This is a genomic window from Brevibacillus gelatini, assembly GCF_050920745.1.
GTDB classification, from domain to species: domain Bacteria; phylum Bacillota; class Bacilli; order Brevibacillales; family Brevibacillaceae; genus Brevibacillus; species Brevibacillus gelatini.
This window is the reverse complement of the sequence record NZ_CP154342.1, coordinates 674,177-689,469: the sequence shown is the minus strand read 5'-3', so window position 1 is coordinate 689,469 and position 15,293 is coordinate 674,177. Positions and strand designations below refer to the sequence as shown.

Below are 15,293 nucleotides of genomic sequence, written 5' to 3'. Positions count from 1 at the left end.
GATCACTGGGTGTCCCCAACTATTTGAAAAACCATTTCAATCCACGCATCCGCGTAGGATGCGACGATTTCGACAACTTCGGCAAAGACGTTCGACATGGATTTCAATCCACGCATCCGCGTAGGATGCGACCTGGTCACCAATGCCGAAGAGTTTAACGAGTTACTATTTCAATCCACGCATCCGCGTAGGATGCGACGGTTGTTTGTCCTCCTTTTCTTTTCCTTCTTCGCTATTTCAATCCACGCATCCGCGTAGGATGCGACGGGCGATCACCGCACAAGAAGCCAAAGCGGTTGCGATTTCAATCCACGCATCCGCGTAGGATGCGACAAACGAGGATGGTTTTGTGTTTACTTCTCACAAGGGATTTCAATCCACGCATCCGCGTAGGATGCGACAAAAGACCACGAAGAAGTACGACATTCCTGTCTTATTTCAATCCACGCATCCGCGTAGGATGCGACCCTACCCGATTGCGGGCGCGGGCGAAGCCGTGATATTTCAATCCACGCATCCGCGTAGGATGCGACAGCGAATTTTCACTTCAAATATACTTTATTTCTATATTTGTAATAAAAATACGCCTTAATTCATTTCATACGTTAAAACAACTGAGAAAAACAGGAAAAACCCGGAATTTCATCGCGTTTTTCAGGTGCGAATCCCCCTGGAAATTCGTGTGCGCTACACATTCGCACTAGAAAATCAATGGCCCCTCTAAATCAATCGAATCTTTCACCCCCAAATGCTCTACCTTATTCTTATAATGATTGCCTAGTTGATAAATACGGAGGCTATCCTGATCTTGATTGATGATCGAGAGCAACTCTAGTTTCAATGAAGTAAGCTGCGTGGAATCCACAATGCATTCAAACACGGAATTTTGGACACGTTGACCGTAGTTTTGACATATTTTCGCGACACGGCGAAGTCTTTTTTGCCCTGCACTGCTGGCTGTACTCACATCATACGTAATCAATACCAGCAAACCATTCACCTACTTCCACAAGAAGGGAGGATACTCATCCAAATCATTACGTAAAAAACGGGCTAACAATAAAGCTTGTGCGTGCGGAACCAGGCCCCAGGAAATTTTCTCCCCAAGGTAAGGATGAGTAATTTTCTCCTGTTTTTTATTTTGCCATGCCGTTAGGAACTTCTTTCTCGCTTCATCCCCCATAATTACGGCACCATTTTCTTTTACTAAAAAATCCTCATTGCTCACAATCTTTTTGTTAATTAACGACAGCACAAACCTATCTGCAAAGACTCCTCGCAGTTCCTCCATCACATCCAGGGCCAGAGAGGCCCTCCCTGGCCGATCTCGATGCAAAAAACCAACATATGCGTCTAATCCAACACCCTCCAGTGCCGCCGCCATATCAATTGCCAATAGAGAATAGGCGAATGACAGCATTGCATTCACGTTATCCAGCGGAGGTCTCCGTGAGCGACCACGAAAGTAAAAACTCTCTTTTTGCTGTAAAATCATGGAGTCAAATATTCTATTGTAGCAAATAGCCGCCTGACCTTCCAGACCCCTTAGCCTCTCCAGATTTTCGCATTTCCTCACATCCAAAAGTAAAGAGGATAACTGCTTGGACGCATCCTTAAATCGGTCTACATCGATCCGCAAAGGATAGTCTCTTGTCATTCTCTCAATCATCCATTTATGGTTGTAAATCTTGCCTAATATAAAATTACGAGCAATTTTTGCGGAAAGAACTTCATCCTCTGACACCAAATACTGTTTTTTTCTCAGGACGACATTTCCCTTGCTTTCCCCAATCACTCTGGCAAGAAACCGGCCATTTCTCGTGAAAAATGTCAATGAAATATTTCGCTCAGCGCAATATCCCATCAAAGCCGGACTGGCACCGGTGTAGCCAAATGAAATGATCGATTCCAAGTTGTGTAATGGCAGCCTTCCCAGCTTCTCCTGATCCTTTAGGAGAACAATATTATCACCATCTAGCGATAAATACACATCTGGCTGTGTAATAAACAACGTATTTAGCAGTTTCTTCATTCATTGATTTTCCCTTCAATGTAACTTTTTACGGTTCGTTTGTTCATCAGCTCCGGCAAACAAATATTTTGAAGGGAACAACTTCGACAGAAGGACCCCGTCTTCACTCTCGGAGTATGTCTGCGAGTATAGTAGTCTTGCATTTCAGCAACAATCAACTTCACCTTTGCTTTTAAATCTGCCGTTAGTGGGACCTCGACTCGATGCTTGATTTCATCGTAGTAAATATAGCCGAGGTCTATGTCGCACAACAGCATTTCCTCAAGACAAATCGCTTGGGCAGCTAATTGTACGACATCCTCTTCTCCACTTTTCGGCTTTCCGCGTTTATATTCAATCGGATATGCGGCGTATTTGCCTTCAGCCCCATTGATTTCAACGCCGTTATCGCTTTTTACAAACTCCACGACATCACAGACACCTGTAATTTTGAGGCTTTTCGATTTTACAGGCATTGCTCGAACGATTAGTTTGTCCCCTCTCTTTTCTCTGGCAAACGGTTGATCTGCCTTCCGATGAAGATGTACGCCCTCGATCGTTCTGACATTCTCCTCCCACTGCTGTTCAATGTGAATTAATGCCCACTGCCGTTTGCAAAATTGAAAATGCTGAATGCCGGACAAAAGTAAATAATGATCGTCTTCATTAAATTCCATCCAAAATCTCTACTTTCAATCCATCCAATGGTTGTACAGAGAACATGTAGTCTTCAAATTTTTTAGGCTCTTCTACAAGCCTTTCGATCAGTAACGAGCGATGTACCTTTGCAGAGGAATATTGGCCCAACTTGGACTGATGTTCCCACCAATACACCTTGTGAACTTCCATACTTCCTTCCGGGCGGGCAGAAGACGCATCATTTTCAAACAAGGTCACTAGTGCCCTCTTGATTTTCTCGGCGTCTTCGTTTGTGAATCCCGTTTTTTCGGCGAGTTGGGTATTGATACTTCCATAAAAAATATAGACACCTGAGTCGACTCGATGCTTCATTCCCATCGTATCAGAGCCTCTAGATGCTCCAGGCTCTGAATTCACGCTTTTGGTAATCTGGACGCTGGAGATGTCAATAGGATCCAGGCTGGTTGCGGTGTGAATGGAAACTGGTCCCCTTACTCCAACAGATACACCGGATCCCTTTTCAGCTTTGAATGCAAATACTTGACCAAAGCTTCGCACGTCGATCCATTCCTGGCAAGCAATTCTGGCAAACTCATCACTGGAGACGTTTTTGGACTTTAATACCTTCTCCAACTCGGGATTGGCATCTGCGCGCTCACGGAGGCTTCCATATGAATCCGCTTTGCGATCATTGGACTGTACAAAAATGGATTCGCCCATATCCTGCAGACGATTTCGAATCTTCCGTTTCAATGCGACATCAGAAATTTCTCCATGACCATCATAGTTTTGACGCGGACGATTGCCATTTAGCGGGTCCCCGTTAGGATTGGCCTTGGTCACTGACAAAACGACTGCAAAATCGATTTTATGATCCAGAGTTGTCATAGTGTTCTCTCCTTCTTAATTGTTTGTTTCCGTTTCCTCTGTGTCATTCGTTCCCTTTTTGGTATACAGGTCGTGCCTTTGACTGTAGAATCCAAGCAAAAACTTGCCGGATAATGGCTTGTTATTGAATTGTTCAATCGGAATACGCGATCCAACTTCATCAATAATCCGGTTGTAGTAGAACGCTTGTCTGCCCAGTCTGGCCTGATAAGGCTGCAAGCAAGCCTGAATCGTCCGCCAGGTTCGCTCCGGATGCCTTGAAAACTCATTCATGTAGCGGACTGCATTGCTGGCGCGATCCTCGGCCCCCAACGCTCGTCGTTCCAACACATCTGCCACGGCCAACAGACGGCCGAATAAATAATCACGGTCATTGATGCTTTCATCCAACGCCACTTTGAATCCCTCCTGTTCTTCCTGTTTGTTAATCAGCGCACACGCGATGCTCAACGTCTTCTCCCACTCCCATTTTTCCATGGAAACAGGATTGGCTGCGCGTCGGCAGGAACTCGTTATGATATCCAATGGAATTTTTCGGCCATCCAGCACACAAGGCAACATTCGCTCCATGACACCTTTGACCACTTTCTCGCTTGCCCGTGGTCCGTATGCAGCAAATGCAATATCCTTCAAGGCAGGTGCTCCAATAAACTGCACAAAGTCTCCGTTGTCATTTTTGCGGTATTTATGCAACCAGGTGCAAGTCGAATGCCATTTCACCAGCTTGTCCAAATACTGCTCTTTGTCCATATTGCGGTAATACAATACCGCCATGCGCCCCGTCGTTGCCGAATCGAGAACCAAAATATTCACATCTTCTTTTCTGTCGGACAAACCTGACAGTTTGTTGCGATACCCGTCCAGCGCTTTCGCTACCTCTACAGCCAATTCTTTATTGGTATATGCAATTTTGTCTTTGGTAGAGTCCGAAGTAGAATCAATTGCAAACAAATCCTCAGTAACACCGGGAATATCCAGTTCCTGATTGCTCCAGACAAGAAACACTCTCTGATCGATAATTTTTCCTTGGCGATTGATTAGCCACTTCAATGCATTATGCGCTTTCTGGGATACCTCGTAGCTGATGCTTGCCGCCTCGTGGCTTTGTGCAAACCGCCCTCTGAATGTAAAGCCGCTGTTGTCATTAGCCGAGATCAGCTTGGCTTTGTCTGCTGCATTCCTGATTTTGTTGGCATGCTTGTCTGTTGCAGGCAGCTTCTTACCCGTTACGTAGCAGAAATCTTCGCCACCTAGCTTGCTGCTGTAAAATTGAATGAAAGAATCGTATACCTGCTGATCGTTCCACACCTTCGACAGTACCTTTGTGGGAGAGTAGACGTTAAATCTGACAAACGCGCTTGTCTGCTCACCAGCAACGACCGAAAAGATCGGTGGCTTGGCTCCGTAACGAGCTTCGGCATTTTTATCCCATTTGCTCAACAATCGCTGATTTTCGTCTACATATAAAATCCCATGCGCAACTAAATCCTGAATCAACCGCCCCTTGCGCAGGTAGCGGTAGATGCTTTTCACCTTGTCGACAGCGTATGGAGAATTTGCCCACTCTTCCAATTGCTTGATATAGTGCGGAAAGGGCTCTTCCTTTTTGACTTCTCCACCATAGGCTTTGTAATCTCCCGCTACATAGCTTAATTTGTCATGCAATGGATAAGGGGCGATCTTTGTACCTGATCGACTGGCGGAATCTTCTGTACATGGGATGACTGTGCTTGCATCGTTTTTCTCAACTACTGTCGCAAAATGAAACTCTCCATCTTCCGTTACATCCACTTCGATATGGGCATTTTGCGTAGTATGCGAAACAGGCAGCAGCATGTACTCCTGGTCGTTGTACTTTCTCTCAATCTTGCCGACAAACTCCAGATTCGCTTCGTATGTTTCGTACAAATTCAATAGCCAGCTCATCGCTTGTCCACCTCTTCCAGTTCGGCAAACAGATCATCCACGGAGAGTAGGTTAGTAGAGTCGAAATGCTTTGGCTTCATACTAGAAATCGGTCGAATTTGCGTGCACTGCTCTGGTCTAGGAAAGCGGATAACCCCGTTCTTCATTACAGGATTCCATAGACGAACTTCCATCTGATTCCGCCCGGTTTCGTCTGGATAATTGATGCCATGCACCATCGTTCCCAGATGAATCTCCCCGTATTTGTCATAAAATCCGTCTCCCTCGCCAAACACGCATGGCTCGACATATGCCTGACATTCCCGCGTGCCAAGGAAGATGTCTCTTCGTCCTCCAGCCCGAAGTGAGCGTTTTAAAATGTTGTGATGCTTAAATTCGTTTCGATCATACTCCAGTTCCGGGCGATTCATATTGAACTCGAAATGGGCTCGCACCTGGTAGCGCACATCTCTCAAATACGTGTAGTTGGCAAGCGTATTCCCTCCGCCGTATTCGATTGGACGAACGCCTTTGGACTCCATGCGGATTGGGTTCATGATCCGCACTTCATCTACGATCATCACCAATGTGGGCTTCCAGTAAATGGACTCCACTACGCCCTTTAGAGCCTGGTAGGTGGGAACTTGGTAGGATAACTTTTCACCGCCAAGTTTTGTTAAAGGGTCTGTGAATAGCGCATAAGGCCCGAATACTTCAAACTCGATTGCGTTTCGCATAGCATTACCTCCCTTCTCGTATCGATTCAATAGTTCAATAATACCATTTATGAGAGCGATTGGTAAGCATTGGTGTACTTATAGGTTCTACTCCCATTCAAAACATACTCATTTCAAACTTGCTGTCATTCTCAACATCCAGACCATATTCCTCGCTGTACGCCGATTCCTTCAACGCCAGTATTTTTCCGTCCATCAAGCTTACGAGCCCATCGTTTTTACTCAGTTGCTCCCGTTCATTCGCAAACAGACTGATCGTATACTGCTGTGCCTTTCGCAGTAGCATCGACAGGTTCTCGATCGTTTCATCGCCATTTAGTTGCGCAATAATCTCTTTTCCTTCCTCTCCGTACGGCACAAGAACGGCTGTTGTCTGGTCATCGATCACCTGAAAGTAATCTGCCGCCGTCCTGTAGCTGTTCACGAGAAATAGCGGCAAACTCTCCCTTTTTGATTCTTTGTATTCAAGGTTATACGAGCTGTTGTTCCTGTTTGCCATCAGCAGCTCTGTCATGTCCTTCTCTAGCTCGCGAATAAAATAGTTTAAAAGCGAACGCGAACTGAACTCCGTATAAAATTTTCTAAAATACTGCTCCATCGCCTGAACGGACAATAGATTGCCGCCGTGCTGATTGGGATCCTTTTTGAGGTCAATAAGCATTCGCTGCACCAGTTGTTTGCCTACCTTGATTTCCTGCAAATGCTTCAAATTCTCCTCTGCATGGTCAATGATATATACCTGCTGAATTTCCTTTTTCCCGTGGCGATTGCATCTGCCGGCTGCCTGTGCAATCGAATCCAGTCCGGCCAACGAACGTATCACACAATCAAAGCTGACATCCACGCCTGCTTCTATTAGCTGCGTACTAATGCATACCACTTTTTCTTCACGCTGCAAATGTCCCCTCACTTGCTCAAGGATGCGGTTTCGATGCGCCGCACACATCGACGTACTCAGGTGATAAAGAGGAATATCGAGCGTCTCCATTTGCCGATACAATCTCTTAACAACCGTTTTTGTGTTTAGGACAACCAGAATACTATGGACCTCTTCCATTTTCTCGGTAATAAAATCAGCCAGCTTGTCCGTGTCAAAGGTTTCCCCCGTTGCTTTATCCACAATTTCCACCCTTTTGAAAGCCTCAATGACCTGATCTACGTTTTGGATCATTTCAGCGTCAGCACTGATTTCCAGACGGCGCTCTACAAAATCAAGAGCTGGCTGGGTAGCGGTACAAAGAATAAGGCTGGAATGACCATACGCTTTCAAAAAGTTCAGTGCATGATTAAACAACGATACACATGAAACCGGAACTTTCTGTACCTCGTCAAAAATAATGACCGACTCGCATAAATTGTGAAGCCTTCGTATATACCTGCTTCCCCGGGCGTAGAAGACATTCAGAAACTGAACCATCGTCGTAAAAATAATCGGTGAATCCCAGTTATCCTTGGCCAGCTTCAGCTTTTGCTGTGCATTCATCATGCCATCTTGGGCCTCATCGTCATCGCGCATATCGTCTATGACGTTGGAATGATGCTCCAAAATATGCTCGTCGTCCATGAGAATTTTACGAACTTCTTCTGCGTTCTGTTCGATAATCGTTGTAAACGGTACTACATAAATAATGTGCTTCTTGTTCTCCCGAATGGCATGCTTGAGCGCGTAGCGCAAACTTGCCAAAGTCTTTCCGCCACCAGTCGGGATGGACAACGTATAGATACCGGACGGCTTCTCCGCAAAATTGTCGCATTGATCTGACAATTCCTTCCTCAACTCGTTGATCCGTGTCTTTGCATCTTCTTTCTCTTGATAAGAGTGAAGCTTTTGCATAAGTCTCTCATAGTATGTATGAAACAAGGCTTGGCGACATGGAGTGGTTTCCTCTTGTTTGTTTTCCTCAAACAACCTGGTGTTCGTACGATCTGCATCAATTAATGCACTGAACACAAACTTGCTCAGAAACATCAATTTGCTTTCGCTGTTCTCTACAGAAGGTTTGCTGAGATAGGCTTCCAGTTCATCGATTGCTCGTAATACATATTGTTGAAACGCTTGCTCACTGATTACTTCGGCAAAAAAATGCTGCATCGACTTGTCGTATTCTTTCAACGGTTTGTCCCGGACACGCTTCAAGTATGGAGATTCCAAGTCCTCATTTAAAAAATCATGGAGGTAGGAGTGGTGAGAAATAATCGCATTTCCGACGACCTCTGCGAGAATCCAGCTTCCCCTGGAAGGATGCCCTGTATGATATTTCTGGTATAATAGCCTGCCACCCGCCGTCGAATGATCGACACTTCCTCTTTTCGGCGCATCTCCCGGGTTTTCCACGGCTTTTATAATGTAGTCTTTGAACTCATCGGTATACTTTCCCATGTCATGAAGCATCCCGGCTAACCCTGTGATATGCTTGACGCCTATCTTCTCGCCGATCGACTCCGCCAATGCTTTTACTCCCAGCAAATGCTCCGCAACACTTTGAATCTGTTTATCGCTTTCACGAATATGCGCGATAAAATTCATGATTTACCGCCTCCTTTTTATCATTCAGCGAGTATCCATGCCTGACGCATCCTGTACCTGGTTGTTTGTTTTTTGTAGAACGCTGTCAAAATTAATCATATAACATTTTGGCAAAAAATATATGAATAACTCATAACTTGACATTCTTTTTTGACTTTAAGTGCTAAACCAAAGCTGATGAACAACCGAAGCCAGCATGTACAAAAGTATTTCCAGTTAATATACACAACCTGCTCCCGATGTTTAGACGAGCTTGCGATATTTTCCTTTCGCAAAAAAAATCCCCGCCAAACACACGGCAGAGATTCATTCCATACTATAAACAAAGTCGACCAAACTGTATTGATCTTTTGGAAGCGGGTAATTCTCAAATACATTACTTAAATTCTTTGTAACCATGTCATAATAAAAAAGTCCATATTGATTATTGGTATCCCTTCCTAAAATAAACACCCCCTCTGCATTAGCCCTCGGGTAAAAAGATTTCACTTCCTTAATGCCCGGAATATCAAAATCTTCGACCTTTTGACTGTCAATATACAACATCTTTAATGTCCTCGGCTTGGGTGAACCCATAAATGGGTCGTATGTCATTAAGATTCTATTTGCATCAAGCTGTCTGGTCAGTCTGATCTCAAATTCGTCCGTGTGGTAGATGGGCTGATAATTTCCAAAATCCGAATCCATCAAATAAAGAGTTTTTGGTCTAATATGTGTAACTTCCGTAACTTTGGGTGTCCTCATTTCGGAATCGGAAGCAGTAAGGCTCAGTAACTTTTTTGTCGCGTAATTATAGGACAATGAGAAACACCAGGTGTCATCGTCGCTTGGATTTAGATAAGTGAATTTTTTCGTTGTCTGGTCAAAAATGGCCGGTTGAGTAACGGTAGCGAATTGCGGTGCAACGTTTGTAATCACCTTGTTATCTATGACAAACAGATCATTAAAAAGAAATTTCCCAAAGGTTAATTGTTTTTTTTCTTTTGTTTTTAGATTATATTCATATAAATTATCAACGTCGTCACCTGAAGCGCTATCACTAAAATACACTTTATCGTTTGGAAGATCGGCAAAAGCCACCGGATATCCAGGATCTACGGGAATCCTCAAGAGTTCCGATATTTTTTTATCTGGAATCGAATAATGGTACAATACTAATGAAATCCCGTCAGCATCGTTTTTTCCATTATTATAAGCGGTAGCTGTTATATGTAAATGTTCTTTCCATTCTCCTTTTGTGCTACTCTCTAGTGTATGTTGATTTATACTTATACTAATGATAGCCAAAATAACAACAGCGATGATGCTGCCAAATGTTATCATTATCTTTTTCATAGTCATACGATACTCCTAAAGCTATAGATTTTGAATAATATCGCTGTTGAAGGTATACGCCGTTTACTTCTAAAAAATATTTTAAAAGAACAGCGTATACCAATGATTTACATATGCTTAACGATAAAAAATTTATTTTGTTGGTATGCTCTGATCCGAAAATCTCTTATGGTAATACCTTACATTAGGCACAGAAGTAGCAGTTGTATTCCCCGCAACTGTTTGCAAATTGCTTTTTCCCCAAATATCGATAATAGCATCAGGCAAAGTTCCTACATCTGCCTGATAAAAAGTAAATGTCTTATTTGTATCTAAATTTCTTAATGTAATATCCTTATCTCCCTTTTTGGAATAATCATATTTCTTCTGAGTTGCGCAATCATAATTTTTCAGTTTATTATCTCTATTGCCGGTTGTACCCGTATAATAAGTCGCTCTGCCTGTCCCTAAAAAACTATCGTCACTAGCCTGATACGTCAACACATTTCGATTATTCGTCCCCCATTTCCACTGGACATCGCCAGTAGCAGCCTGAATTACTTGTCTCGATTGTTCATTAAGTTCCCGTTCTGTAACCGGCTCATTATGAAGGGAATAACCAGAAGGATCGTTTTCATCCACATAATAAATGTTGTTTAGTTCGCCTGTAACTTCGTCATAAACTACTTTCATTCCAGGATATATTTTAGGTGGAGGCGCTTGAATATAATTGCCCTCCTTACTCATTTCAAATGCTTTTATTGCCAATTTATTCTCAAGTTCAATCTGCCTAGCTTCCTCTTCTGTAGCATCTTCAGGAACATTCACTATATACGGCCTATCAAGTCTCCTGGAATCTTGGCTAACAGCGAATTTGGCATGCCCACCTTTTTCTATAACCATCTGGAGATTATCATCATATTTCAATACTGTGCCAGGCAACATGTTCAGCGGAATCGTATTGTCCTCACTCGCGGATACTTCAAAGGAATTCAAAAAGAAAGACGCCGACATGCCAGCAACTAAAAATGCATATAACTTTCTTTTCATAACAAACTGATCTCCTTTCTAAAAATCCGCACTCACTGCTGCCTAAGTAGACAAAACGATGAAGTCACATCGTCGATCCAGCAAAAGTTCCACTCCACTCCTTTCCCCCATTTGTGTTGATGCAGTGTATACTCGTACGTCTACCGTACGATTTGAACATTCATACGGTCTTTCGTGTTTGGAAGTCGAAGCACGACAAAAACGAAGCAAAGACTACGGCTTTTGCTTTTCTAACTCTAAACAAAGTATCTCCAAAAGCTGGACGATCTCTGTATTCCTTTCTCATGGTAAGTGTCTACTCTACCAACTGGCGAGCGAAGCCGCCCACTACTATCGGAATAGCAGCAATCATGTTGAATAGCTTTAGGTGACTTAGCGGAAATTACTAAAATTTTATATAACTGATTTTAATGTAAAAAAACCGAAAAGTAAACCCAATAATTTACTTTAACCACATATATTTACATCTATGCGCATTTCAATACCTCTCGTGCATCTATGAGCCCTACCATAAAAATCCCTGAATAAATAAAAGCTTTCTTGGCAAGCGGAGAAGATTTTTTCCAAGAGAAGTAAGCAGAAGGTAATCAGGGCAATTCTCATTGCTGAAGTTGGGCATGCAGAAACAACAGGGGATAGGCTGAAGTCGTCAGTTTTTGACGTACTTGTCGTGGTCACTGGAGGTCAGATCTTCCGATTTTAGAGCGGTATTCATCAGAAATAAGGACAAAATTTTATGCTAATGCCCAGTTATTCGGTACGACATTCCCCGTCATGATCCGTATCTCTCCGATAAATGGTTCCATGAATGTGATTCCTCCTTCTTACGGTCGTGTGGTAGGCAGAATCCCTTTTACTGCGATATGCTTGATGCCAAACAGTTGGCTATGTTCTTTCGGCAGCTTTATCTGCAGCCGATAAGTAGCATACCCTGTCCCTTCTCCATCGTTAACATCTTCCCATGGATTGGGCACATGAACATATTTCATCTCCCTCAGCTTGTCGGCACGATCCGTCGTCTTGAAATCCTCGGGAGTAAGCAGTTGCTTCCGGTAAAACTCCCATTCTCCTTCCAAACGGATGACTCCATCTGTTGCAAAGTTCCAATCTGATGCGTCCAGAACCCCTCTAACCGCTTGCGGCCCTGATTTTGTCGATGAGGGAAAGAGAAATATTGCTGACAAAACCAGCAGGGCAAGCATAAGGGAAAGCGCAATCATTCCTATTTTCCGCATCCGTTTTCGTTTCTCCTTAGTTCCATGGGGGGATCATTCCTTGACGAAAAATGAAAAGGCCGTATGTATAGTCAGCCTTCTTCACCAAAAAAAGCTTCGACTTTGGTATTTTGCACCATCTCAACCTAACGTCTGTTTGTAAAGTCTATTTTTTCGCAGTCCCCATCGAATGAGTAGTCACTATAAACGATCTGATGCGCAACTGGCAGTATTGTCACCTATCTCCCATGATTACGGCAACGCTGCTCGGGTCTTTGATCCGAAAGCGCTTTTTTCATATCTTGAAATTCCTCATCACCATTGGCGTTATGACCAATTTTTTCTCATGAGTATTTTTGTCCAATCTTTCATCTCTGGTTCGGAATATGTTATCCCATGGAGGTGATTTAAGTTGGGTGAAGAAAAATCGAAGGATAGACATCACGATCACGACAGGTATTCAAAGGAAACGAGTTCTCATGATAAGCATAAACAGGCTTACGCTGATATGAACGATTTAAATAATGCAGCAAGCGCTTTTTTCCGAATCCCTGTTTTTTTCAGCCATCAGAACTTGTTTACTCTCGGACCATCGCAACCCCCATTTTCGCAGGAGCAGCAATTTATCATTCGAATGTTTAAGGAAATCAAGAAGGTGCTTCTTTTTCCTAGAACGCTACCGAATACCGACCAGTACCCGAATACTACCCTGGAAAATATCCGCACTATGATTAATTCGAGCTACGGCACGGCAGCAGTCCTATTGAAGCCAACAAGGTCAACTTCTCAAGGCGAACCATATTCTCCTTTCTTGCAGATTGAACCTACAATGGCATTCCAATACGGACTTCCATTGCTCCTGGTTAAGCAAGATACCATTGCGGCAGGAGGAGTTTGGGGCGACGCGGGGCCGCTGGCTCCTTTTACTCCATTAACATGGTTCTCTTCATCTGGAGTAACAGTGGATGAGTTTTTTGACAGTGTTCAGTGGAAAGAAGCATTGCAGAACTGGGCAGGACAAGTGAGAAGTGGTTACTTTATTCAGACAGGTCCTGAATTTAAATATACTTGTAACGACTGATCGCAATGGGAATGTTGGTGAAGCTTTGCTTAATTGTCCCCGGGTTAATCCCCGGGGTTATTTGTTCACTGAGTAAAAAACATTCTATTTTCTACGTTACACAGCTTGTAAAATTATACTTCAACAGGCTTCATTCGCGCATGCATGGCTTTCTTTTTCTCTTCTGACCGACAAGGCGTGTGAATGTCAATCAAAATGTTGACCACCGTGCTCATCAAAAAATTGACCACCATGGCAAAAATCAATCCACCCGTCGGGTGGGTAACTTTTTCATGATCACGATCTTTGAATGCTCTGCTTAAAGCGATAACTGTCTCCATTCATTGCAAAGATATGGGCACGATGGGTAAGTCGATCAACCAGGGCTGACGTCATTTGCTCATCTTTGAAAATCTGTGTCCATTCCGTAAATTCCAGATTGCTGGTAATGATCATGCTTCCTTTCTCATAGCGGGCCGCACAAAATTGGAATAATAACTCCGCCCCGGTCCGACTCAGAGGGACAAACCCGACTTCATCCAAAATAATCAAATCCGTTTTCAACCATTGCCTCTCTAGCTGGAGGATTCGCTTTTGGGACTGAGCTTCCATAAGCTCGTTACATATTTTAGCGGCAGTCCAAAACTGAACGGAATAGCCATGATGGCAAGCTTCCTTCCCGAGTGCAATGGAGAGATGAGTTTTGCCAGTGCCAGAGTTTCCGATAAACATGATGTTCTCTGCCTTTTCGATGTACTCACAACGAGCCAGTTGAAGCAATTTGGGCTTATTGAGGGACGGAATCGCCGAGAATTCAAATTGATCGAGCGTTTTCATGGAAGGGAATTTGGCGTGCTTGATGTGACTCGCGATTTGGTTAGCATCCCTTTGCTGAACTTCTTGCTCTAGTAGGGCTAAGAGGAACTCCTCGTAAGGAATTTGCCGTTCAGCAGCATCATGGGCGATTTCCTTATAGACACGTTTAATCGCAGGTAAGCGAAGGCGTTTCGCGTAGGTTTCGAGCAGGAAACTCGTACTCAATGAACCACACTCCTTTTCTGTAACAAACGATTGTACTGGCTAAGATCTGGGGCCTTTACCTGAATACGTGGAACAGAGCTATCCTCCGCCAACGAGAGTTGGGGCAAACGGTGTTCCGGCAATGTTCGCTGAAGCAATAATTGCCTTACGGCATCATACTGGAACATCCCTTTTTGGCAGGCCTCCCCCAGTGCTTCTTCGACGAGAGAAGTATCGAATTCACGGTGCAAAAGCAAGAGACGAACAAACTCCTTCATCCCTCCCGGTCGGTTACGGCACTTGTCCAAGAACTTTTGGTAAATGGCGGGTAATCCTGCCTGATGCAATGGTCTAGCATAAAGAACTGCTCCTGGGCGAATAAGAAGTAAATCCAGATAATGATCGTATTGCAAAATCTCCTTTCCTTTTTCCAAGCACCGCTCATGCGTCGCAATCAGGCTTTTTCCGTGATACACTTCAATTTTTTCAGCAAATACTCGGCAAGTAAGTTGGGTCGATGCATAGGAAACCGGGACGGAATAGGCATTTTTTTCAATGTGGATCATGGATAGCGTATTGCTTTTCACGGGTACAACACGGAAACAATCCAATGGCCGTGGAGGCAATGGAAGCATGATGGGCAACTCTTGAACAAATGCTTCTCCAACCGTTAGGGAAGACCGGGGAACGGTTGTATTCTCGTAAGAGATACATTTTTCGAGGAGGATTTGATTTAGCTCCTCCAGAGAAGAAACACTAGGCACAGGTGTAAAAAATTGCCTCTGGACAAACTGTACGAGGTTCTCCACTTGGCCTTTTTGATGCCCTTTTCCCGGATCACAGAAATAGCTTTCAAACAGGTAGTGCGCACGTAGCTGAATAAATCGCTCTTGTTCCTCGCGATTTTTGCCTTCCAATACCTTCTTAA

General features: G+C 43.8%; 13 protein-coding genes and 1 CRISPR repeat array (1 of these 14 cut by a window edge). Of the genes, 1 reads left to right on the top strand and 12 read right to left on the bottom strand.

Annotated features, from left to right (window positions below; genetic code table 11):
- Nucleotides 1–533: a CRISPR direct-repeat array (repeat unit 32 nt; unit sequence ATTTCAATCCACGCATCCGCGTAGGATGCGAC) (it extends 980 nt beyond the left edge of the window).
- 167 nt (nt 534–700) lie between these two features.
- The 10 genes from cas2 to AAFJ72_RS03535 form a co-directional block, all read right to left on the bottom strand.
- A complete protein-coding gene (gene cas2 / locus AAFJ72_RS03580) occupies nt 701–991 on the bottom strand; it encodes a CRISPR-associated endonuclease Cas2 (RefSeq protein WP_432776085.1) in 291 nt (96 codons plus the stop codon).
- A gap of 9 nt (nt 992–1,000) precedes the next feature.
- Nucleotides 1,001–2,032: a type I-C CRISPR-associated endonuclease Cas1c gene (gene cas1c / locus AAFJ72_RS03575; protein ID WP_432776084.1), complete on the bottom strand. Its 1,032-nt coding sequence runs from the start codon at nt 2,030–2,032 to the stop codon at nt 1,001–1,003.
- A complete protein-coding gene (gene cas4 / locus AAFJ72_RS03570) occupies nt 2,029–2,688 on the bottom strand; it encodes a CRISPR-associated protein Cas4 (RefSeq protein WP_432776083.1) in 660 nt (219 codons plus the stop codon). The genes cas1c and cas4 overlap by 4 nt, the downstream gene beginning before the upstream one ends.
- A complete protein-coding gene (gene cas7c, locus AAFJ72_RS03565; protein WP_432776082.1) occupies nt 2,678–3,538 on the bottom strand; it encodes a type I-C CRISPR-associated protein Cas7/Csd2 in 861 nt (286 codons plus the stop codon). Before cas7c ends, cas4 begins: the two co-directional genes overlap by 11 nt.
- Before the next feature lie 15 nt (nt 3,539–3,553).
- A complete protein-coding gene (cas8c, locus tag AAFJ72_RS03560; RefSeq protein WP_432776081.1) occupies nt 3,554–5,464 on the bottom strand; it encodes a type I-C CRISPR-associated protein Cas8c/Csd1 in 1,911 nt (636 codons plus the stop codon).
- A complete protein-coding gene (gene cas5c / locus AAFJ72_RS03555; RefSeq protein ID WP_432776080.1) occupies nt 5,461–6,180 on the bottom strand; it encodes a type I-C CRISPR-associated protein Cas5c in 720 nt (239 codons plus the stop codon). Before cas5c ends, cas8c begins: the two co-directional genes overlap by 4 nt.
- A gap of 97 nt (nt 6,181–6,277) precedes the next feature.
- A complete protein-coding gene (gene cas3, locus AAFJ72_RS03550; protein ID WP_432776079.1) occupies nt 6,278–8,707 on the bottom strand; it encodes a CRISPR-associated helicase Cas3' in 2,430 nt (809 codons plus the stop codon).
- 306 nt (nt 8,708–9,013) lie between these two features.
- The gene (locus tag AAFJ72_RS03545; protein ID WP_432776078.1) at nt 9,014–10,048 is read right to left on the bottom strand and encodes a hypothetical protein; all 1,035 of its coding nucleotides are present in this window, start codon (nt 10,046–10,048) and stop codon (nt 9,014–9,016) included.
- A 126-nt stretch (nt 10,049–10,174) separates the two neighbouring features.
- The gene (locus AAFJ72_RS03540; protein ID WP_432776077.1) at nt 10,175–11,071 is read right to left on the bottom strand and encodes a hypothetical protein; all 897 of its coding nucleotides are present in this window, start codon (nt 11,069–11,071) and stop codon (nt 10,175–10,177) included.
- Nucleotides 11,072–11,895: 824 nt separating this feature from the next.
- On the bottom strand, nt 11,896–12,306 hold the full coding sequence (locus AAFJ72_RS03535) for a hypothetical protein (protein ID WP_432776076.1): 411 nt from the start codon (nt 12,304–12,306) through the stop codon (nt 11,896–11,898).
- A 391-nt stretch (nt 12,307–12,697) separates the two neighbouring features.
- Here AAFJ72_RS03535 and AAFJ72_RS03530 point away from each other — a divergent pair, with 391 nt between their 5' ends.
- Entirely contained in the window at nt 12,698–13,366 is a 669-nt protein-coding gene (locus AAFJ72_RS03530; RefSeq protein ID WP_432776075.1) for a hypothetical protein, read from the top strand.
- 276 nt (nt 13,367–13,642) lie between these two features.
- Here the strand turns inward: AAFJ72_RS03530 and istB are convergent, their stop codons facing one another.
- The gene (gene istB, locus AAFJ72_RS03525) at nt 13,643–14,386 is read right to left on the bottom strand and encodes an IS21-like element helper ATPase IstB (RefSeq protein WP_432776074.1); all 744 of its coding nucleotides are present in this window, start codon (nt 14,384–14,386) and stop codon (nt 13,643–13,645) included.
- Complete coding sequence (locus AAFJ72_RS03520; protein ID WP_432776073.1) at nt 14,383–15,282, bottom strand: Mu transposase domain-containing protein; 900 nt, start codon at nt 15,280–15,282, stop codon at nt 14,383–14,385. Before AAFJ72_RS03520 ends, istB begins: the two co-directional genes overlap by 4 nt.
- Nucleotides 15,283–15,293: the final 11 nt, after the last annotated feature.

Excerpts from the sequence above, each read along its gene's own strand:
- cas7c (WP_432776082.1), bottom strand. The coding sequence starts at position 3,538 with ATGACAACTCTGGATCATAAAATCGATTTTGCAGTCGTTTTGTCAGTG.
- cas4 (WP_432776083.1), bottom strand. The coding sequence starts at position 2,688 with ATGGAATTTAATGAAGACGATCATTATTTACTTTTGTCCGGCATTCAG.
- AAFJ72_RS03535 (WP_432776076.1), bottom strand. The coding sequence starts at position 12,306 with ATGCGGAAAATAGGAATGATTGCGCTTTCCCTTATGCTTGCCCTGCTG.
- AAFJ72_RS03540 (WP_432776077.1), bottom strand. The coding sequence starts at position 11,071 with ATGAAAAGAAAGTTATATGCATTTTTAGTTGCTGGCATGTCGGCGTCT.
- cas8c (WP_432776081.1), bottom strand. The coding sequence starts at position 5,464 with ATGAGCTGGCTATTGAATTTGTACGAAACATACGAAGCGAATCTGGAG.
- cas1c (WP_432776084.1), bottom strand. The coding sequence starts at position 2,032 with ATGAAGAAACTGCTAAATACGTTGTTTATTACACAGCCAGATGTGTAT.
- AAFJ72_RS03545 (WP_432776078.1), bottom strand. The coding sequence starts at position 10,048 with ATGACTATGAAAAAGATAATGATAACATTTGGCAGCATCATCGCTGTT.
- cas5c (WP_432776080.1), bottom strand. The coding sequence starts at position 6,180 with ATGCGAAACGCAATCGAGTTTGAAGTATTCGGGCCTTATGCGCTATTC.
- cas3 (WP_432776079.1), bottom strand. The coding sequence starts at position 8,707 with ATGAATTTTATCGCGCATATTCGTGAAAGCGATAAACAGATTCAAAGT.